Here is an 18,997-nt window from a genome sequence, read left to right on the forward strand (position 1 = left end):
GAGGGTGTCACCCGGCGAGGAAGGCACGGACCCGACCCGGAGGATGCCCGGTCTCGCGGCGCATCGTCCGCGATAGGTGCGCCTGATCGCTGAAGCCGAGGCTGATCGCAAGTGCCGCGAGGTCCGTCTCGCCTTCGTCGATGCGCCGCAGCGCGCGGCTGACCCGTACCCGGTTGCGATACCGACTGATCGACACACCCGCATGGTGCCGGAACGTACGACTCAGATGCGCCGGCGAGGTGCGCAGTGAGCCGGCGAGCTCGACCAGGCCAGCGCTGCTGGGATCGTCGGCGAGGATCGCCTCACGCGCCCGGTCTGCGAGATCGTGGCGCCCAGGCGCGGGTGATTCATCGGGACGACGACGTAACGCCAGTTGCAGCAGTTGCACTACGCCCTCGGCGGAGGCGAAGGCCGGATCGGAATGGCCACGCAGCAGGACACGATGGGCCAACTCGAGCCGAGCATCCACGCGAACCTCCGCGGTACGCCCGGCATCGATACCACTCGTCAGCACGTCTGTGGGCAAGGAGATCGACGTACAGACGTCACCTCCGGCAGGGTGCGCGAAACTGGTCTCCTGGCCCGGTGCATGCAGGTAGCCGGTGGTCGGATCTACGGTCACGCGACGGCCGCCCGAGCGAACCCGGAACCGGCCACGTTGGACCATCACGACCTGGGCGACCGGAGTCGTCTCGGGCGGTGACCAGTCGACATGGTGGTCGTCGCATGCGACGGCCCGGATCGCGAAGTGGGGGCCCTCCACCAAACTCCTGACCGTACGCACATCTCAGACACTATCCGCGCACACCGACAAGGCCGGCGCACAGCCTGGGTCAGCCGTAGCCACAGCGTTCGCAATCCGCATATTCCTTCAAGACCGACGACCGACCGGTGTCCGATGCTCGCGTACGTGGTCAGTCAGAGTCCTGCGACAAGTCCCGCCGTACGTCGACGATCGATGCTCGCCGTTCTGCTCACCGGACAGGTGATGGCATCCATCGACGGTTCCATCGTGTCGGTGGCCGCACCGACCATCCGGGCAGATCTCCACGCCAGCGGAGCCGAGATCCAGCTCATCGTGTCGGGCTACTTGCTCACCACCGGGGTCTTGTTCGTCACCTGCGCGCGGCTGGGCGACGTGATCGGACATCGCCGCGCATTTCTGATCGGGCTCGGCTGGTTCACTGCCGCCTCGCTGAGCTGCGGACTCGCCGTCAACCCGACGATGTTGGTCCTCACTCGGCTCGTCCAGGCGATGGGTGCGGCACTGCTGATGCCACAGGTCTTCTCCCTCATCCACCGACATTGGGACGGTGACGGGCGCCGCAGAGCGATCGGCGTCTACAGCATGGTCCTCGCACTCGGCGTCGTACTCGGACAGGTCGGCGGCGGGCTCGTGGTCGGAGCCGACCTGTTCGGCCTGTCCTGGCGGCCGGTGTTCCTCGTCAACGTACCGATCGGTGTACTCGCGCTCATCGTGGCCTCGCGGGTCATGCCGCGTACCCACCTCGACGGAACCGCTCGACTCGACCCCGTCGGAGTACTTCTGCTCACGGTGGCGATGACCGCGATCACGCTGCCGCTCACCCTCGGGCACGACCACGGCTGGCCGACCTGGTCGTGGGCCACGCTCACCGGCGGTGTCGTGCTACTCGCAGTGTTCGGACGCTACGAGCTGACGGCACGCCATCCGGTGCTCGACCCCGCGGCGCTGCGTCCGCCGGAGGTACGACTCGGCCTCGCGGCATGCTGCATCGTGATGGGTTGCTACACCGTCTTCCTACTCACGCTGACCTTGCACCTACAGTCCCGATTGGACTACAGCCCGCTGCAGGCCGGACTCACATTCGTCCCGTACGCGGTCGGTTTCGGCGTGCTCAGCCTGACCTGGAACCGCTACTCGCCATGGCTGCAACGTGTCTTACCGGTTGCGGGGCCGGCCGTGTTCGCGGCGGGTTCGACCGCCGTGGTGCTCCTCTACCGCGATAGCTGGCACCAGATCGGGTCCGTGCCATTGCTGTTCCTCGCCGGCGCCGGGCACGCCGCCGGATACAGCCCGTTGATCGCGTGGATCGCGTCGCGGGTCGGGCCGCAGCACGCGTCGGCGATCTCGGCACTGAACGCCACCGGGCCAACGCTCGCCGAGGTGATCGCGGTCGCGGGTATCGGCAGCATCTACTTCGCCGCGTCCGACTCGGCAGATGGCTTGCTGCACGTGGCGATGGCCGTCGCCATCCTCCTCGCTCTCGCGGTGACCTGTGCAGGCTGGGCTACGGCACGATGTTGTGGTTACGCGAGAACGTGTTGTCGGGATCGTACGCACGCTTGACCGCAGCCAGTCGCTCGTACGTCTCATTCGGGTACGCCGCCCGCAGGTCTGCCGAGGTGGCCGAGCCGTGGAAGTTGAGGTACGCGCCGGTGCCCCACCGGGCGACCGCTGGCCAGGGTACGAGCGCCCGGTCGACGTCGGCCTCGGTCGCATCGGCGGGCAGCACAGCACCGCAGAACACCATCGCCTCGGCGTCGCGGTGCGCGAACGCCGTGTCTGTGACCGACACTCGCCCGAAGCCTCCGCCGAGACTGCGGATGCTGGACATCGTGGGAACATCGCTTCGATACACCGCCAGCACAGCGTCGATCGCCTCGTCCGTCAACTTCGGCACCAGCGCATTACGGGCCACCACACGCATCCCCGGCGGATGTCCGGCCTCCTCGAGGATGTCGGAGTACGGAAGTCGCTGGAGGTTGTTGTCGGTCACGACACCAAGGCGAAGCAGCGGGTCCACGGCCCCGTCGAGATCGTCGTCGTCGCCGACGAAACAGAGCGTGACCAGCACCGACGCCGGCATCCCGAACATCGCCGGCATCACCGTCAGGATGCTGGTGAGATCATCGGACGCCGCCCGCATGTGGTCCCGCCACCCACGAATGATTCCGGCGACATCGTCGGGCCGATAGGTGATGGTGCCGAAGTGTGCTGTATCGACCGGCTGTGCCCTGAAGTCGAACCGGGTCACCACTCCGAAGTTCCCTCCGCCACCGCGGAGTGCCCAGAACAGCTCGGGATGAAGAGTCTCGTTCGTCTCGAGCGTCCGACCATCGGCCGTGACGACCTGAGCGCCGATCAGGTTGTCGAGCGCCAGACCGTACTTGCGCACCATCCAGCCCATACCGCCGCCGAGCGTGAGCCCCCCGACGCCGACGTCGGCGGTGTCGCCTGCGGTGAGACCCAGGCCGTACGGCGCGAGAGTGCTCGCGACCTGGCCCCAGTTGGCTCCCCCGCCGACACTGACGAGTCCCGTCGCCGGATCGGTGACCGTCACTGCGTTCATACGTGCCAGATCGAGCACCAACCCCCTCGTGTTGGTGCTGCTACCGAGCACGCTGTGTCCACCGGATCGCACAGACAGAACCAAACCGGCGCTGTGCGCATAGTCGATCGCCGTGGCCACGTCTTGCGCCTCATCGGGTCGTACGACCAGTGCGGGCGCGCCGACGCCGAACACAGTCGTGCTCGCTTCGGCGTACCCCTCGTCACCGGGCTCCAGGACCTCGCCACGCAGCTTGTCTGCCAACACCTGTCGGCTCATTCGAACGCCCCCTTCAAGTCATCGAGTTCGCGACCGATCATTCGCGAAGCGCGACCCGAATACGTCGTGCGCGAGGCGACAGTTGGGCGTACGCACCACTGGGCAGAACCTGGCCCGCACTGCTGCGGTGGAAGTACGGCCCTACTTCCACCGCGGTAGTAGCGGCCGGCAGGCGCTACTCACGTCGCGAGTGCGTTGATGAGCGGGCGTACGACCTTGGCGATCTCGTCGCGCGCAATGGCACGGTCGTCTGCCGCATTGACGAACAAGGCGGCCTCGTCCGCCACGGACAGCAGAACGTGCGCGAGCGGCTTGACCGGTAGGTCCGTCACCACGCCGTCGGCCATCGCCTTCGCCAGCAAACCTTCGACGAGTCCGAGTACGTGCGGTTGGCAGATCTCCCGCCAGCGTTGCCAACCGAGAACCGACGGCCCGTCGAGCAACACGATCCGCTGCACCTCCGGACTCTCACAAGCATCCAGCCAGGCGTCGACCGCCCGCATCATCAGCGGCACGAAGTCGGACTCTCCTGCGTCCAGGGCGACCGCTGCTATCGCCTGCGTCACCTCGGCCTCGACGTCGGCGAGCACCGCAGCGAACAGCTCGGTCTTGTCGCCGAACTGGTGGTAGAGCGCGCCGCGGCTGACCGCCGCCTCGCGTACGAGCGTCTCGGTTCCGATCCCGGCGAAGCCGTGCTCGGCGAACAGCACCCGGCCGGCCCTGACCAGTGCAGCGCGGGTAGCGGCCGTGCGCTCTGCTTGCGTACGTCGCGAAACTTTCATACAGTCTGTCCGTAAGTTACATACACACTGTATGTTACTTCACGTCGAACCCGAGGGGGCTCCCATGGACACCATCGATCTGCCGCACGGCACCGTCGCCTACCGCAGCGCAGGCCCTCCGGACTCCGATGCTCCCCCGGTCGTGTTCCTGCACGCGTTCCTGATCGACGGATCGGTCTGGTCCCCGGTTGCAGAGTTGCTCGCCGACCGCGGAGTTCGCTCGTACGCGCCGGACCTCCCGCTCGGCGCACATCACCACCCGCTCAACGGCGACGCCGACCAGTCACCGAGGGGAGTCGCCCGCCAGATCCTCGCGTTCCTCGAGGCGTTGGATCTCGACGACGTCACCTTGGTCGGCAGCGACACGGGCGGCGCCTTGGCGCAGTTCCTCGTCGACACCGATGCGCGTCGGATCGGCCGGCTCGTACTGACGAACTGCGATGCGTTCGGCACCTTCCCGCCCTTCCCGTTCAACCTGATCTTCCGACTGCTGGGTGGCACGGGCCGGATGAAGTTCAATCTGCTGCCAATGCGTCTGCGCGCGTTTCGCCATTCTCCGTTGGGATTCGGACTGCTCGCCAACGAATTCGATCCCGCACAGACACGCTCGTGGGTCGAGGCCGCAATCACGAACCGCGGCGCACGAGCAGACGCCGTACGCTTCCTTCGTCGCGCCGAACCAAAGGATCTCCTCGAGGTATCCACCCGGCTCGATTCGTACGAAGGTCCGGTCCACATCGTGTGGGGCATGGCCGACCGCGCATTCAAGCCGAGTCTCGGCCGCCGTCTTCAGCAAGCGTTCCGGAACGCGGAGTTCGTCGAGGTGCCGAACGCGAAGACGTTCGTCCAGCTCGACGCACCGGACGTACTCGCAGACCAGATCGGCGGGGTATCCGCGCGCGGGCCGTTCGGCTGACGCTGACTACGCGCTCGGACGGCGCACCAGAGTGGAGAGCCGATCGGGTGCCTGCACACAGTAGGAGTCGGTGAGCAGCTCGGCGAGCTCGCTCCAGTCGGTCGCGTCGTCGATGAGCAGCCCGACGACGTTGTCACCCCAGGCCGCACGGAAGTACGGCGCGCCGAGATGCTCGAACGCCATCACCTCGGCGCGCTCGGCTCGGAACGTGACCCGGAACAGCTGGTCTTCGCCGCCGAAGAGGTGCGCGACAGTGGCCTGGCCGACCCGCCAGCGCACCCCTACCCAGGCATCCTCCTCGACGCACTCGGGAAGCTCGTCGAACACGTCACGTAGGCGCTGGGCGAGTGCGGGTGGAACCGCCGGTCGTTGGGCCACGGTCGCATTCTGCTACAGGGGTCAGACAGCGTCTTCCGGCGCGGCGACAAGCGACGGCGATTGACCGGATCGCTTCAGCGACTGCGCGACGAAGCCGCTCGCCTTCACGTCCTCGACGAACTCTTGGAGGTACGCAACGGTCTCCGGACGGCGAGCTCGCGTCGTACCGATCGCCTGCCGGATCAACATGAACCGCCCGTCGACCAAGCGCAGGTGCGGGTTGGCGAGGAGGTACTCGACCATCGGCTCGCGAATTCCGGCGGCTACCTCGAGCTGCTCGTTGGCGAACACGTCGACGCCGTCGCCGCCACGTACGACCGTCGCGTGCCGGAGCGTACGAGAAAGGTGGAGGTCGTACACCGACCCGCGCTTGACCCCCACTCGTACACCGGGTCGGTCGACATCGGCCACAGTCAGAATCGAGGACTCCCGCGCAACGGCGTACACGCCCTCGATGACGATGTACGGCGCTGTGAATGCAACCTGCTCGGCCCGGTCGGGGTCGACGGCAAGAAAGCAGATATCGGCGTCCCCGCGCGCCATCGCCTCGTACGACTTGCCGGCTGCGTCGAAGCACTGGAACCTCGCGGCGAGCCCCAACCGCTCGGCGAGCTCATACGCGAGGTCGACGGTCACCCCGCAGGGGTCTTCGGGCGAACCCTGCGCGAGTACCGGGTTGCCGAGGTTGATCGCAGCCCGCAGTACGCCGCTCGGCGCAAGATCATCTCTCACAACGGTAAGCATCACGCGCAGCCTACCCAGAGACTCGCGCTCACGACCGTGTTTCGCGGCCGCGTACGTTGCGGCGTATGGAGCCTCGCCGATCAGAACGGGCCGAACGCCGCCTCGACGTCGGCCTCGAGGTCGAGGGTCTCCAGCACCTTCAGCAGCTGCCGCTCTTCGTACCCGAAATGCGACTCCATGACCGAGCCGATCCCGTCGAGGTGCTGCTCGAGTACGGCGCTCGACTCTCCACTCTGCATCGCGGCATCGAGAGCACCGATCAGGTACTCGATCATGCTGTGATCCTGGCTCAACTTCGCGAGCACGTCGCTCAACTCGGGATGCTGGTGCTCGATCTCGGGAAACAGAACGGCGTCCTCCGCACCGTGGTGCCCACTCAGCGCAGCGCAGAAACCGCGACAGAACAACGCCAGATCGGAGGTGACTCGCGCCGCGTCGCCCGATTCGATCGACTCGCGCGCGACCGCGAGAGCGTCCCGGAGCCGTTGGTGTACGGCGCGCATCTCTCTCGCCCACGCGACCAGCCGCGTGTCATCGGTTTCGCTCATGCACGGCAGACACTATCGGCCCGTGCCTGGTTGGCGTGGTTCAGGGCCGAACGCGAAAGAGGACGTGCCGGCTCAGCGGGCTCGACGCGTCGATGTTCGGATGGTGGAAGTCGTCGGCCGGGTCGTGCGTCATGCCGATGCGCCGCATGACGGCCTGCGAACGCACATTGGTCTGAGTCGTGAACGACACGATCTCGCCCAGCCCGAGATCACCGAAGCCGTACGCGAGCGCGCGGGTGGCGGCCTCACTTGCGTATCCGTTGCCCCACGCACTCGGATCGAGGCGCCACCCGACCTCGACGGCCGGCGTGAAGTGCGCGTCGAAGCTCGGCACGGACAAGCCGGTGAAGCCGATGAACTGTCCGGTGTCGCTGACCTCGAGCGCCCAGAGACCCCAGCCCTCGGACCCGATTCGACCGGCGATGCGGTCGACCAACACGTCGCTTTCGGCTCGGGTCATCCGCGCAGGGAAGTGCTCCATGACGACCGGAGATGCGTTCATCTCGGCGAACGGAGCCCGGTCCGTGTCTCGCCACTGGCGGAGGAGCAACCGATCGGTTCGCAGTTCCACCGTCGACCTCAACATTTCTTGGGGTTCTAGCCTCGAGTCATGATTGAGACGTACGACCGCGCCAACACCCGGGTGCACCGGCAGAGCTAGCGGGCTAGCGCGAGGTGCCGTTGGTCTCGCGCTGGTCGGTCGGCTCGACGGCATCGTCATCGGCCGCCGAGTCGTCCGGCCGGTCGGGCTCCTCCTCGAAGTCGACCTTGCGGAACTGCCGGATCATGCTCCACATCAGCCCCGCGAGAGCGATGCCCATCAGCAGCACGATCACCAGCGCGACCCAGCCGGGCTTCACCTCGTCGGCGGTCGGGGGGTCGGCGGCAAGCTGTAGATAGACCTGCGCGGTGATCATGCCTCCATGGTCTCACGCGTCCGCAGACCAGCGAACAGATCGTCCTCCGGCGTCGTCGTGGGCACTTCGCTTCGGGCGAGCTCGTAGTCCTCGGTGGGCCAGACCTGCTGCTGCACCTCCATCGGCACCGCGAACCACGACCCGTTCGGGTCGATCTGCGTCGCATGCGCGATCAGCGCCCGGTCGCGCACATCGAAGTACTCCGCGCACGGCACCTGGGTCGTGATGCGCTTGTCGTGCTCGGGATCGGCCTTCCACTCCTGCAACCGCTCCGCGTACGGCGATTCGAGCCCGCGGCGGAGCATCTCGTTGTGCAACGCCTCGAAACGCGGACGGTTGAACCCGTGGTGGTAGTAGAGCTTGCTGGGCTGCCACGGCTCACCGGCATCGGGGTACGCGTCGGGATCGCCGGCCGCGTCGTACGCGGCAATGCTGACCTGATGGCACCTGATGTGGTCCGGGTGCGGGTAGCCGCCGTTCTCGTCGTACGTCGTGAGGACGTGCGGACGTACGTCGCGGATGATGCGTACGAGCCGCTCGGCGGCCTCCTCGACGGGAATCGTCGCGAAGCAGCCCTCCGGGAGCGGCGGCTTGGGATCACCCTCCGGCCAGCCCGAGTCGACGTACCCGAGCCACTCCTGGGTGACCCCGAGGATCTCGCGGGCGCGATTCATCTCCTCGCGCCGGATCTCGGTGATGTTCGCGAGTACGTCGGGTCGATCCATGTTCGGGTTGAGGATCGAGCCGCGTTCGCCGCCGGTGCAGGTCACGACATGGACGTCGACCCCCTCTGCCACGTACTTCGCGGTCGATGCCGCCCCCTTGCTCGACTCGTCGTCCGGATGGGCATGGACGTGCATGAGCCGTAGTCGCTCGGCCACCGTTCTCCTCTGGTCCGTTCGTCTGTGCGCGAATGATGCGTCACAATGGTGTCGGACCTGCATCCTCGCAGGTACGCGACCCCACCGATTCTACGGAGATCGACTATGACCAACGACGTGCTGGAGCGCCGCTACGGCGCTGCGCGCACCCGTCGCTGGCCGGTCATCATCCTGGCATCGGCACTCGGAGCAGTCGCGCTTGCGTGGATCACCTGGGTCGTACTCGACCAGGATCGTTCGTTGTCCTACCAGGTGAGCGGGTACGACGTCGTCTCCGACACCGAGACCGTCGTCACCGTCGAGCTGAACCGCGAGAACGGCGATGCCGTCGAGTGCGAGATCTATGCACAGGCCGAAGACCACTCCGTTGTCGGCGAGCGCATTGTGACCGTACCGTCCGGCGAGCCCGGCACGGTACGCGTGGACGAGCCGATAAAGACGGAGCGACGAGCCGTCAACGGCGTCTTGAAGACCTGCCGTCTGGCCGGCTGAGACGCACGCACCCACCGCGCCAGGCGATACTTGCTATCGTCACCAGTTCGCACCGGGTGCCTTCCCGATAGACCGCATCCAACCAAGGAGCACGAACCGTGACACAACCAATTGAAGAGAACACCATCTGGCTCACCAAGGACGCCTACGAGCGCCTGCGGGCCGAGCTGGATCATCTTCGTGGTCCTGCCCGGGCGGAGCTTGCGGCGCGCATCGGGGAGGCCCGCGACGAAGGCGATCTGCGCGAGAACGGCGGCTACCACGCCGCCAAGGACGAGCAAGGCAAGCAAGAGGCGCGCATCCGCCAGCTCGAGGACTTGCTGCGCCGCGCCGAGGTCGGCGAACAGCGCGAGGACGACGGCCTCGTCGAGCCGGGCATGATCCTGACCATCCGCTTCGCCGGCGACGACGACACCGAGAAGTTCCTGCTCGGTTCCCGCGAGCTGCTGGCGCTCGACCCGTCGGTCGACCTCCAAGTGTTCTCGCCGGAGTCGCCGCTCGGTGCCGCGATCAACGGCAAGTACAAGGGCGATAAGGCGACGTACTCCGCCCCCAACGGGGCCGACGTCACCGTCGAGATCGTCGACGCGACGCCGTTCAACGGCTGACCGCAAACCTGTAGCCCGAAGAGCCCCGGGGTCGATCGCCGATCGACCCCGGGGCTCTTCGTACACTCTAAACCGACTTGCATACGTTCATGTACGTATGTTTATGCTGACTCATGGCCGAAGCCCGCCCGCCGAGTACGAAAGCCACGCCACGCCGCACCCAGAGCGAGCGGCGAGCGACAACCCGCGCTGCCTTGCTGGAGTCGGCCGCACGTGGGCTCTCCCGTTACGGATACGGCAACCTGCGACTGGAGCAGGTTGCGCAGGACGCCGGGTACACCCGCGGCGCTCTGTACCACCAGTTCGCCGACAAACAGGACCTCACGCTGGCCGTCGTCCGCGACTGGTGGCCCGAGAACTGGCGGGCGGCAGTGCTGCCCCTTGTCGAGGCGGAGTCCGATCCAGTCGCAGCGCTCCTCGCCCTCGCGCAGGGCCACGCGGTCTTCTGCCGGCGAGAGGTCGCGCGCATTCCGACAGCCATGCGCCTGGAGTTCACCGGGCAGGATCATCCGGTCGGCCACGCCGTCGAGCACAACTATGACCTGCTCGTACGGCACTGCCAGAAGCTGATCGACGCCGGTCGGGAGGCCGGAGCGATCCCGACGGACACGCCATCGAGAATCCTCGCGCTCGCGTTCGTCGGGGCGCTGGAGGGTTCGGTGATCGGCCTGGCCGGCAATGCACCGTACGACCGGGACTTCGCAGTACGCGCAGTCGCGGGCGTACTCGGCATCGATCCCGATGCCCACAATCCAGCAACGAGATGACAGGAGCAGCACGATGAGATTGCCCAACTCCGTCCACGCCGAACACCCGTGGCGGATCCACGAGATCAGCGCCGACTTCCGGCTGTACGACGTGTGGGCGCTTCCGACGCCCGGCGGCCGGGACGACTTCGCGCAGCTGATCCAGATGGTGTCGACCGACGACACCAGCAACAACCCGTCGTGGATCGCTCGAATGCTGTTCTCGATCCGTTGGAAGCTCGGCGAGATCTTAGGGTGGGACGACCCGGACCGCGGTGTCGGCCGACGTGTCCCGACGTTGCGCGATCGACTGCCCGACGACCTGCGCGACGCTGCGCCGGGGCCGGACTTCGATCGCCTCCCGTTCAGCTCGGTGTTCCTCACCGACAACGAGTTCGCGGCCGAGATGGCGAACTCCACGATGCACGGCATCATGCACCTGACCTGGGTTCCCGACGACAACGGCGGCTACCGCGGACAGATGGCCGTGCTCGTACGTCCGAACGGCGTCTTCGGCAACGCGTACATGGCCGCGATCGCACCGTTTCGCCATCTGCTCGTGTATCCCCCGCTGATGCGCGGGATCGGTCAGGACTGGCGCGCCCTCACGGCTAGAAACTCACCCAGTAGCCTGCCTCGGTGAGCGCGTTCTCGACGCGTTCGCGGTGTGCTGGACCACGGGTCTCCACCTGCATCGACACCTCCACCTCATCGAGGTGCAGGGTCGCCGAGGTGCGTTCGTGTACGACGTCGAGCACGTTGACGTCCACCCTCGCGAGCAGGTCGAGGAGCTCGCGCAGGCCGCCGGGACGATCGGGGATGCGCACCCGGAACGCGAGATAGCGACCGGCGGCCGCCATACCGTGCCGCAACAGGTGGATGAGCAACAGCGGGTCGACATTGCCGCCGCTGAGTACGCAGACGACGGGCCCCTCGAAGGCGTCCTTGTGGTCGAGCAGCCCGGCCACCGCTGCCGCTCCGGCGGGCTCGACTAGCTGTTTGGCGCGTTCGAGCAGCAGCAGCATCGCCCGGCTGAGCGCCTCCTCGGACACTGTCAGGATCTCGTCGACGTGGGCCGAGATCGCGGCGAACGGCACCTCTCCCGGCCTTCGCACGGCGATCCCGTCGGCCATCGTCGTACGCCCGGGCACGGCGACGGGGTGGCCGGCCCGCAAGGACTCCGGGTACGCGGCGACCCGCTCGGCCTGCACACCGATGACACGTACGTCGGGCCGTAGCTCGCTGATCGCGCTCGCGACGCCGGCCGCGAGTCCACCGCCGCCGACCGGCACCAGCACGGTTCTGACGTCCGGAACCTGCTCGACGATCTCGAGCCCGACCGTCGCTTGACCGGCGACGATGTCGGCATGGTCGAACGGATGGATCAACACCGCCCCGGTCGCTTCGGCGAACTCGGTCGCCGCGACCAGACAGTCGTCGACGCTCTCACCGGTGAACCGGATGTCGGCGCCGTACGCCCGGGTCGCCTTCTCCTTCGGGATCGGCGCGCCCTCGGGCATGAACACCGTCGACTTCGTGCCGAGTAACGACGCTGCGAGCGCGACTCCCTGCGCATGGTTGCCGGCGCTTGCGGCGACGACTCCGCGGGCACGCTCCGCGTCGCTGAGGTTGGAGATCCGGACGTACGCTCCCCGGATCTTGAACGATCCCGCACGCTGCAGATGCTCACATTTGAGGAGCACCGGGACGTCGGTCATCGCCGACAGTGACCGGGAGATCTCCACCGGCGTGGTCAGTGCGACGTCGCCGAGCAGCTCGGCCGCCGCGCGTACGTCGTCGATCGTCACGGATGGCGTTTCTTGCATGGGATGACCTTAGAACGTCAGGTTGCTGCCGGGGCGCCTTCGTCGGGTACCGGCTCGGGCTCGCCGTAACGCCGGGAGAGGTAGCGTACGACCGCGTTCGCGCAGGCCGCAGTAGGCACGGCGACAAGTGCGCCGACGACGCCTGAGATGGTGATGCCGGCGGCGATCGCGACGATGATCGCAAGCGGGTGCACGCGCACCAGTCGACCCATCAGGAACGGCTGGAGTACGTGCGACTCAAGCTGCTGGACGGCGAGAACCGCGGCGAGCATGAACACCGCTGTCCAGAAGCCCTGGTCGACGAGCGCAACGAGAACGGCAACGATGCCGGACACGAACGCGCCGACGATCGGCACGAATGCTCCGAGGAACACCAGCATGCCGATCGCGAACACGAGCGGCACGCCCAGCAGGTACGCGGCCAATGCGATGCCGATCGCATCGGTGAGCGCGACCAGCACCGTCGCACGTACGAAGGCCGTGAGCGAGATCCACGCGACGTGGCCGGAGCCGTGGACCGCGTCGCGCGCCTTACGCGGCACGAGACCCACGATGAACCGCCAGATGCGGTCGCCTTCGTACAGGAAGAAGAATGTCGAGAACAGCACGATGAACGCACCCGTTGCGACATGGGTCACCCGGGAACCGAACTCGGTTGCCCGCGCCACGACCTCGCTGTCGTTGCCTTGCACGGTGTGCTGCGCGCGTTCGATCCAGGTGTCGAGCTGCTCGTCGGACAGGCCGAGCGGACCGTCGCGCAGCCAGTCCTGGATCTCGCCGATGCCATCGGCCACCGAGCTGCGCAGGTCATCGATCTGTGCGATCACCTGCTGCCCGACCAGGGTCAGGATCCCGCCGATCACCGCGATGCCGGCCAGCACGACGATGAAGGTGGCCAGCACCCGGGGCACGCGTAGACGTACCAGCCAGTCGACGAACGGCATGCCGAGTGCCGTCAGCAGCACGGCAATGGCAACCGGGACGGTGATGTCGGAGAAGTACGACAGGATGCGGTAGACCACGTAGCTCGATAGCGCGATGACGAGCACTCGCCAACCCCAGGCCGCCGCGCGCTCCACACCGATCGGCACCTCGACCCGACGCGGGGTCGGTGGCTCCTCGGACACGTACGACCTCGTACGAGCTCCCGGCGCCGGCTCGAACTCCTCCGCGAGGCCTTCTCCGTCGACGACTCGACCGAAATCGCGGTTCAGGATCGCTCGCTGGCGCTCCAGTCTCTTCCCCCAGCCGGGCATCTCAGATCTTGGCAGCCTCGAACGCCTGCTGCAGGTCGGCCACCAGGTCGGAGCCGGTCTCGATACCGACCGAAAGCCGAACGAGATCGGACGGAACCTCCAGCGGTGAGCCCGCCGCCGACGCGTGCGTCATCCGACCAGGGTGCTCGATCAGCGACTCGACGCCGCCGAGCGACTCCGCCAGCGTGAACAGCTTCGTGTGGTTGACCAGGTCGACCGCGGCCTGCTCGCCATCGCGCATGCGGAACGACACCATGCCGCCGAAGCGCTTCATCTGCCGCTTGGCCAGCTCGCGCCCGGGATGCTGCGCGAGGCCCGGGTAGATGACCTCGGAGACCTCGTCGCGGTCCTCCAGGAAGTCGACGATCTGCTCGGCGTTCTGGCTGTGCCGATCCATCCGCGGGCCGAGCGTCTTCAGGCCGCGCAGGACGAGCCACGCATCGAACGGTCCGGCGACAGCACCCATGGCGTTCTGGTGGTACTCGATCGGCTCAGCGAGCTCGGCCTCGCGTACGACGAGCGCACCGCCGACGACATCGGAGTGTCCACCGGCGTACTTCGTGGTCGAATGCACGACGATGTCGGCGCCGTGGGTCAGAGGCTGCTGCAGGTACGGCGAGGCGAACGTGTTGTCGACGACGAGCAGCGCATCGGCAGCATGCGCGACCTCGGCGAGCGCCTCGATATCGGCGATGTTGAGCAGCGGGTTCGTCGGAGTCTCGACCCAGACGATGCGGGTCTCCCCCGGGCGGATCGCGTTGCGTACCGCCTCCACATCGGCCACCGCCGCGGGCGTGTACGCCAAGCCCCACGGCTTCTCGACGCCGTCGAACAGCCGGTAGGTGCCGCCGTACGCATCGTCGGGGATGACGACATGCTGGCCGGGGCGCGTCAGCGCGCGCAGCAGGGTGTCTTCGGCGGCCAGTCCGCTGGCGAACGCGAACCCGCGGACGCCGTGCTCGAGACTGGCCAGGCATTCCTCGAGCGCGGTGCGAGTCGGGTTGGCACTGCGCGAGTACTCGTAGCCCTCGCGCAGGCCGCCGACGCCGTCCTGCTTGTAGGTGCTGGTCGCGTAGATCGCCGGCACGACCGCGCCCGTACGCGGGTCGGGATCCTGTCCGGCGTGGATTGCTCGGGTTTCGAAGCCGTGGTCAGTCACGTGAGTGAGCCTAGTCGCCGTGGTCGCGTTCGTGCATACGGCGTACGAGGGAGTGCACCTGCTCGGCGAGCTCCGGCACGGGACCGTCGACCGCGAGGCCCGGCGCAACGTCTTTGACGGGTAACGCGCGTACCGGCGGCTCCGCGCCGCCGAGCTCCGCACGCCACTGCGCCATCTGCGCCGATGAGCTCGCGTACACGATGCGCCCGAGGCCGACCCAGGCATGCGCGGCCGAGCACATCGGGCAATGCTCACCCGAGGTGTAGACGGTCGCGCCGGGGCGCTCGTCGACAGGGATGTTCGCGGCCGCCCATCGGGCGAGCTCGAACTCCGGATGCCGGGTCTGGTCGCCGTCCGCGACCCGGTTGCGATCCTCGGCGCGGACGTTGCCCTCGGCGTCGACGAGAACGGATCCGAACGGCTCATCGCCGGCCTCGAGCGCCTCCTCGGCCAGCTCGACGCAGCGCTTCAGGTGCCTGATGTCTGTTTCATCCACCACGTCGGGAAGGATATGTCCATCGCGCTGGTTATGCCTGGCGGATACATCCGAGGAGGCGCCCATGTTCGGTCACGACAAGACCCGGCTCGTCACGCCGGAGGATGCCCTGCCCGGGCGCGAGACCCGTCCGTTCGCAGTCGGTACGACCCACGCCGTACTCGGCACGCCGATCGAGTCGGATCCGCCCGAGGGATTCGAGACCGCGGTGTTCGGGCTCGGCTGCTTCTGGGGCGAGGAGAAGACGTTCTGGGAGACCCGTGGCGTCTGGTCGACGTCGGTCGGCTACGCCGGCGGCACCACCCCGAACCCCACGTACGAAGAGGTCTGCACCTCGCGTACCGGCCATGCCGAGGTCGTCCGGGTCGTCTTCGACCCGGCGGTCGTTTCGTACGAGCAGCTGCTCAAGATCTTCTGGGAGAACCACGACCCCACGCAAGGCATGCGCCAGGGCAACGACCGCGGCACGCAGTACCGCTCGATCATCCTCACCACTAGTGACGAGCAGCAGGCGGCCGCCGAGGCGTCACGCGACTCGTACCAGAAGGCGATGACCGAGCGCGGATACGGCGAGATCACCACCGTGATCGCACCGCTGCAGGCGTACTACTACGCCGAGGATGTGCATCAGCAGTACCTGGCGAAGAACCCGTTCGGCTACTGCCCGATCCACGCGACGGGCGTCGAGTACGCCGGCTGATAGCGCTGTCCACGCGACGCCTGGTCGTGATGCTGACAAACCTCTGGATCCGCACACGATCGAATGCAAACATTCGGCCGTGACGTTCGATTTCCACGCAACGTATGACGAGCTCAACCCCGACGACCACGACTACCGCTTCTACGCCCAGCTCGCCGCCGACCGTGGCGTGCGCACGGCCGTCGACCTCGGCTGCGGCACCGGCACATTGGCGCAAATCCTCACGGCACAAGGCGTAGACGTCATCGGAGTGGATCCCGATCCGGAGATGCTTCGCGTCGCGCGCTCCAAACACACTGAAAGCGCTTCTGGTGGCCGGGTCGAATGGAGACTCGGCTACAGCGATGTTCTCGAAGCTGCCGATGCTGATCTCGCAGTGATGTGGGGACACGTCGCACAGGTCTTCACCGACGACGACTCGTGGCTGAGTGTGCTCACCGATCTCCACCGTGCACTGGGCCGCGACCGCACGCTTGCCTTCGAATCGCGCAGCCCGGTCGCGCGCAAGTGGGAAGAATCGACCCGCGCCGCAACCCTCAGAACGGTCAGGACACCAGACGGCGACGTCGAGTTCTGGCATGAAACCGTCACAGTCGACTTGCCCCTGGTCACCTACGACACCTTCACCCGGAATCTCCGCACCCAAGAGCAGTACGCGCACCGCGACGTACTCGCCTTCCGTAACGAAAGCGAGCTGCGCACATCCGTCGAGAAATGCGGGTTCACAGTCACCAGCGTCTTCGGCGACTGGGACCGATCCACAACCGACCAACAGACGCCCGAATTGATCGTGATCGCTGCGCGTAACTGATGCCCGTCCGCCAGACGAGCAAGAGAATGCTGCCGTCGGCGTTATCTGACTGTTACCTACTCGGGCCCGAATCAACCGTCGATCGGGCTCTGACTGTCAGTGGCGGAATCTACTGTTCTCGTATGGGCGTTCGGCATGCTGACAGGTTCCGACGGGTGACGATTCCCGTCGAGCCGGCCGACGTGCAGTGCGCAGACGACGAGGGTGTCGCGGCTCTTCACGAACTGCTCACGGCGGTGACCAGCCTCCCCTACGCGGACAGCGATACGGCGCGGATAGACCGGATCGCCCTGCTGGAGAAGGCACGTGGCGCTCTCGCAGCCGCGCAGGCGCTCGAGATGGTCGAGTTCGAGGAGTCGCAGATCGCCACCCAGCGCGAGGCCGGCGTCGCCGAGCGCAATGTCGGTCGCGGTGTCGCCGATCAGGTCGCGTTGGCCCGTGGTCTGTCTCCGGCGCGCGGGTCGCGGGAGCTGAGCTGGGTACGCGCGCTGGTCAAGCAGCTGCCCGAAACCCGGCGACTGCTCGCTGCCGGGAAGATCTCCGAGGTGACAGCTCGGGCGATGGTCACCGAGACGGCCGAGCTGCGGGTCGAGGATCGTCGTCGGGTTGACTCAGACCTCGCCCCTGACCTTCCCGCCATGGTCGAGCGCGAGGCTCGTGCGGCGGCACGCAAGGCCGCGTACGCGCTGGATCCGGAGGCGGCAACGCGCCGCGCGCGGAAGGCCCGCAAAGACCGACGCGTCTCGATCCGCCCCGCACCCGACACGATGACCCTGGTTACGGGACTTCTGCCTGTCGAGCAGGGTGTCGCGGCATGGGCGAGTCTGAAACAGGCGGCCGCGTCGGCGAAGGCCTCGGGTGACGAGCGGACCCAGTCCCAGATCATGGCCGACACGTTCGTCGAACGCCTCACCGGGCAAACCGCGGCAACCGGCGTACCGGTCGAGGTGCATCTGACGATGAGCGCCGAGACGATGTGCGATGAGGATGACGGACCCGCCGACGTGCACGGTCACGGGCCGGTCCCGGCAGACATCGCTCGCGACATCATCCGCGACGACACGGTCGACCCAGCCAACGGCGATCCGCGACCGACAAGCGCCAACGTCGAGACGAGCCGTGACGACGCTGCGAACGCCGCCGACGACCCAACCGCACGGCGGCAGGTGAACGTCTGGCTGCGCCGGGTCTTCGATGACCCTGCCTCCGGCGTCGCGAACGACATCGATCCGGGCCGGCGCCGGTTCACCGGCGCCGTCGCGCGGTACCTGTTCGCCCGCGACAAGATCTGTCGCACCCCTGGCTGTGGGGCGTCGATCCGCCACCTGGACCACGTCCGTCCCTACCGTGACGGTGGCGCCACCGTCGCCGACAACGGTCAAGGCCTCTGCGAACGCTGCTCGTACACCAAAGAAATGCCGGGCTGGACGACCGTCGTGACGTCCGCGGAGACTCACACGACCACGATCACCACCCCCACCGGGCACAGCTATGCCTCGCGACCGCCGCCCGCGAACGGATACGGTCCATCAGCGCGCACCCTGTCCGCCCGGCGCCGCGACCGACGTCTCGCCCGCCTCAGAACCCGCTGGGTCATGGACGGAGTACGCCCACCCGGCGATTCCGCGTCATAGGTCGCGGCGGAACTTCCGGCCCGTCTGATCGCCGACACTCGCTGGATCGGCCGGGCCGACTTCGGTGAAGCCCGCCTTGAGCAGTACGCGTTGAGAGCCGACATTCTCTTCGGAGGTTCCCGCGGTGAGCGTACGCAGCCCGTGCGAGTCCCGGGCCAGGACGCAAAGGCGCTGCAAGGCAGCCGTAGCAACACCGCGACCCGCGGCGCTTTCGGCAACCCGGTAGCCGACCTCCGCAGACCCGTCGACCAGGTCGTAGAGGTTGAACCGACCGATGACCGATCCGTCGGCGGCGACCAGCACGTAGAAGGCGCAGATGCCGGCGTCCTGCTCGGCCAGCAAGGCGTCGAGCCTGCTGTCGAACTGATCGAAGAACCCGTCACCGCGGTCTGAGATGAACCGCGCGAAGTATGCGCGATTCGCGAGTTCGAAGGACAAGACCGCCGGCGCATGATCGGTACTCAACTGCTGAAGATCGGGCACGACCCGACCCTATCCAGCGGAAGGTTTCAC

Annotated in this window: 23 protein-coding genes; 9 read left to right on the forward strand and 14 right to left on the reverse strand. The window is 67.0% G+C overall.

What is annotated here, in order from left to right:
* Window positions 1-7 precede the first annotated feature (7 nt).
* Entirely contained in the window at window positions 8-763 is a 756-nt protein-coding gene (locus tag MU582_17245; GenBank protein ID UPK77192.1) for an AraC family transcriptional regulator, read from the reverse strand.
* A gap of 195 nt (window positions 764-958) precedes the next feature.
* On the opposite strand from MU582_17245, the gene MU582_17250 reads away from it, so the two are divergent.
* Complete coding sequence (locus tag MU582_17250; GenBank protein ID UPK74166.1) at window positions 959-2,329, forward strand: MFS transporter; 1,371 nt, start codon at window positions 959-961, stop codon at window positions 2,327-2,329.
* Here MU582_17250 and MU582_17255 read toward each other — a convergent pair.
* Both MU582_17255 and MU582_17260 read right to left on the reverse strand, forming a co-directional pair.
* Window positions 2,271-3,590 (reverse strand): FAD-binding oxidoreductase, encoded by a 1,320-nt coding sequence (locus MU582_17255; protein UPK74167.1) that lies wholly within the window; start codon window positions 3,588-3,590, stop codon window positions 2,271-2,273. The genes MU582_17250 and MU582_17255 overlap by 59 nt on opposite strands.
* 179 nt (window positions 3,591-3,769) lie before the next feature.
* Window positions 3,770-4,372, reverse strand: coding sequence for a TetR/AcrR family transcriptional regulator (locus MU582_17260; GenBank protein UPK74168.1), 603 nt, complete (start codon window positions 4,370-4,372; stop codon window positions 3,770-3,772).
* Window positions 4,373-4,436: 64 nt separating this feature from the next.
* Here MU582_17260 and MU582_17265 point away from each other — a divergent pair, with 64 nt between their 5' ends.
* On the forward strand, window positions 4,437-5,288 hold the full coding sequence (locus MU582_17265) for an alpha/beta hydrolase (protein ID UPK74169.1): 852 nt from the start codon (window positions 4,437-4,439) through the stop codon (window positions 5,286-5,288).
* A gap of 6 nt (window positions 5,289-5,294) precedes the next feature.
* Here the strand turns inward: MU582_17265 and MU582_17270 are convergent, their stop codons facing one another.
* From MU582_17270 to mca, 6 genes are all read right to left on the reverse strand, one after another.
* Entirely contained in the window at window positions 5,295-5,666 is a 372-nt protein-coding gene (locus MU582_17270; GenBank protein ID UPK74170.1) for an MmcQ/YjbR family DNA-binding protein, read from the reverse strand.
* Between the two features lie 21 nt (window positions 5,667-5,687).
* The gene (locus tag MU582_17275) at window positions 5,688-6,398 is read right to left on the reverse strand and encodes a transporter substrate-binding domain-containing protein (GenBank protein UPK74171.1); all 711 of its coding nucleotides are present in this window, start codon (window positions 6,396-6,398) and stop codon (window positions 5,688-5,690) included.
* A 92-nt stretch (window positions 6,399-6,490) separates the two neighbouring features.
* Window positions 6,491-6,958: a hemerythrin domain-containing protein gene (locus tag MU582_17280; protein UPK74172.1), complete on the reverse strand. Its 468-nt coding sequence runs from the start codon at window positions 6,956-6,958 to the stop codon at window positions 6,491-6,493.
* Between the two features lie 40 nt (window positions 6,959-6,998).
* Window positions 6,999-7,529 (reverse strand): GNAT family N-acetyltransferase, encoded by a 531-nt coding sequence (locus MU582_17285; GenBank protein ID UPK74173.1) that lies wholly within the window; start codon window positions 7,527-7,529, stop codon window positions 6,999-7,001.
* Between the two features lie 94 nt (window positions 7,530-7,623).
* Window positions 7,624-7,875: a hypothetical protein gene (locus MU582_17290; protein UPK74174.1), complete on the reverse strand. Its 252-nt coding sequence runs from the start codon at window positions 7,873-7,875 to the stop codon at window positions 7,624-7,626.
* A complete protein-coding gene (gene mca / locus MU582_17295) occupies window positions 7,872-8,735 on the reverse strand; it encodes a mycothiol conjugate amidase Mca (GenBank protein ID UPK77193.1) in 864 nt (287 codons plus the stop codon). Before mca ends, MU582_17290 begins: the two co-directional genes overlap by 4 nt.
* 126 nt (window positions 8,736-8,861) lie before the next feature.
* Here mca and MU582_17300 point away from each other — a divergent pair, with 126 nt between their 5' ends.
* The 4 genes from MU582_17300 to MU582_17315 all read left to right on the forward strand — a co-directional run bounded on the left by MU582_17300 (window position 8,862) and on the right by MU582_17315 (window position 11,245).
* On the forward strand, window positions 8,862-9,248 hold the full coding sequence (locus MU582_17300; GenBank protein UPK74175.1) for a DUF4307 domain-containing protein: 387 nt from the start codon (window positions 8,862-8,864) through the stop codon (window positions 9,246-9,248).
* A 98-nt stretch (window positions 9,249-9,346) separates the two neighbouring features.
* Complete coding sequence (greA, locus tag MU582_17305) at window positions 9,347-9,856, forward strand: transcription elongation factor GreA (protein ID UPK74176.1); 510 nt, start codon at window positions 9,347-9,349, stop codon at window positions 9,854-9,856.
* Window positions 9,857-9,969: 113 nt separating this feature from the next.
* Entirely contained in the window at window positions 9,970-10,623 is a 654-nt protein-coding gene (locus tag MU582_17310; protein ID UPK74177.1) for a TetR/AcrR family transcriptional regulator, read from the forward strand.
* Window positions 10,624-10,636: 13 nt separating this feature from the next.
* The gene (locus MU582_17315) at window positions 10,637-11,245 is read left to right on the forward strand and encodes a DUF2867 domain-containing protein (GenBank protein UPK74178.1); all 609 of its coding nucleotides are present in this window, start codon (window positions 10,637-10,639) and stop codon (window positions 11,243-11,245) included.
* On the opposite strand, the gene ilvA is transcribed toward MU582_17315, so the two are convergent.
* Genes ilvA through MU582_17335 form a run of 4 tightly spaced genes read right to left on the reverse strand, consistent with a single transcriptional unit; the run spans window position 11,214 to window position 15,342 of the window.
* On the reverse strand, window positions 11,214-12,428 hold the full coding sequence (ilvA, locus tag MU582_17320) for a threonine ammonia-lyase (protein UPK74179.1): 1,215 nt from the start codon (window positions 12,426-12,428) through the stop codon (window positions 11,214-11,216). The genes MU582_17315 and ilvA overlap by 32 nt on opposite strands.
* Before the next feature lie 17 nt (window positions 12,429-12,445).
* Window positions 12,446-13,684, reverse strand: coding sequence for an AI-2E family transporter (locus tag MU582_17325; GenBank protein ID UPK74180.1), 1,239 nt, complete (start codon window positions 13,682-13,684; stop codon window positions 12,446-12,448).
* 1 nt (window position 13,685) lies between these two features.
* The gene (locus MU582_17330; GenBank protein UPK74181.1) at window positions 13,686-14,843 is read right to left on the reverse strand and encodes a cystathionine gamma-synthase; all 1,158 of its coding nucleotides are present in this window, start codon (window positions 14,841-14,843) and stop codon (window positions 13,686-13,688) included.
* 10 nt (window positions 14,844-14,853) lie between these two features.
* A complete protein-coding gene (locus tag MU582_17335) occupies window positions 14,854-15,342 on the reverse strand; it encodes a nucleoside deaminase (protein UPK74182.1) in 489 nt (162 codons plus the stop codon).
* A 61-nt stretch (window positions 15,343-15,403) separates the two neighbouring features.
* Here MU582_17335 and msrA point away from each other — a divergent pair, with 61 nt between their 5' ends.
* The 3 genes from msrA to MU582_17350 all read left to right on the forward strand — a co-directional run bounded on the left by msrA (window position 15,404) and on the right by MU582_17350 (window position 18,484).
* Window positions 15,404-16,039, forward strand: a complete 636-nt coding sequence (gene msrA, locus MU582_17340) for a peptide-methionine (S)-S-oxide reductase MsrA (protein ID UPK74183.1) — start codon at window positions 15,404-15,406, stop codon at window positions 16,037-16,039.
* A gap of 79 nt (window positions 16,040-16,118) precedes the next feature.
* Entirely contained in the window at window positions 16,119-16,850 is a 732-nt protein-coding gene (locus MU582_17345) for a class I SAM-dependent methyltransferase (GenBank protein ID UPK74184.1), read from the forward strand.
* 155 nt (window positions 16,851-17,005) lie between these two features.
* Complete coding sequence (locus MU582_17350; GenBank protein ID UPK74185.1) at window positions 17,006-18,484, forward strand: HNH endonuclease; 1,479 nt, start codon at window positions 17,006-17,008, stop codon at window positions 18,482-18,484.
* On the opposite strand, the gene MU582_17355 is transcribed toward MU582_17350, so the two are convergent.
* Window positions 18,479-18,967 (reverse strand): GNAT family N-acetyltransferase, encoded by a 489-nt coding sequence (locus tag MU582_17355; protein UPK74186.1) that lies wholly within the window; start codon window positions 18,965-18,967, stop codon window positions 18,479-18,481. The two genes, MU582_17350 and MU582_17355, sit on opposite strands and share 6 nt — an antisense overlap.
* Window positions 18,968-18,997: the final 30 nt, after the last annotated feature.

The sequence above is a fragment of the Nocardioidaceae bacterium SCSIO 66511 genome, assembly GCA_023100825.1.
In the GTDB taxonomy this organism is placed as follows: domain Bacteria; phylum Actinomycetota; class Actinomycetes; order Propionibacteriales; family Nocardioidaceae; genus Solicola.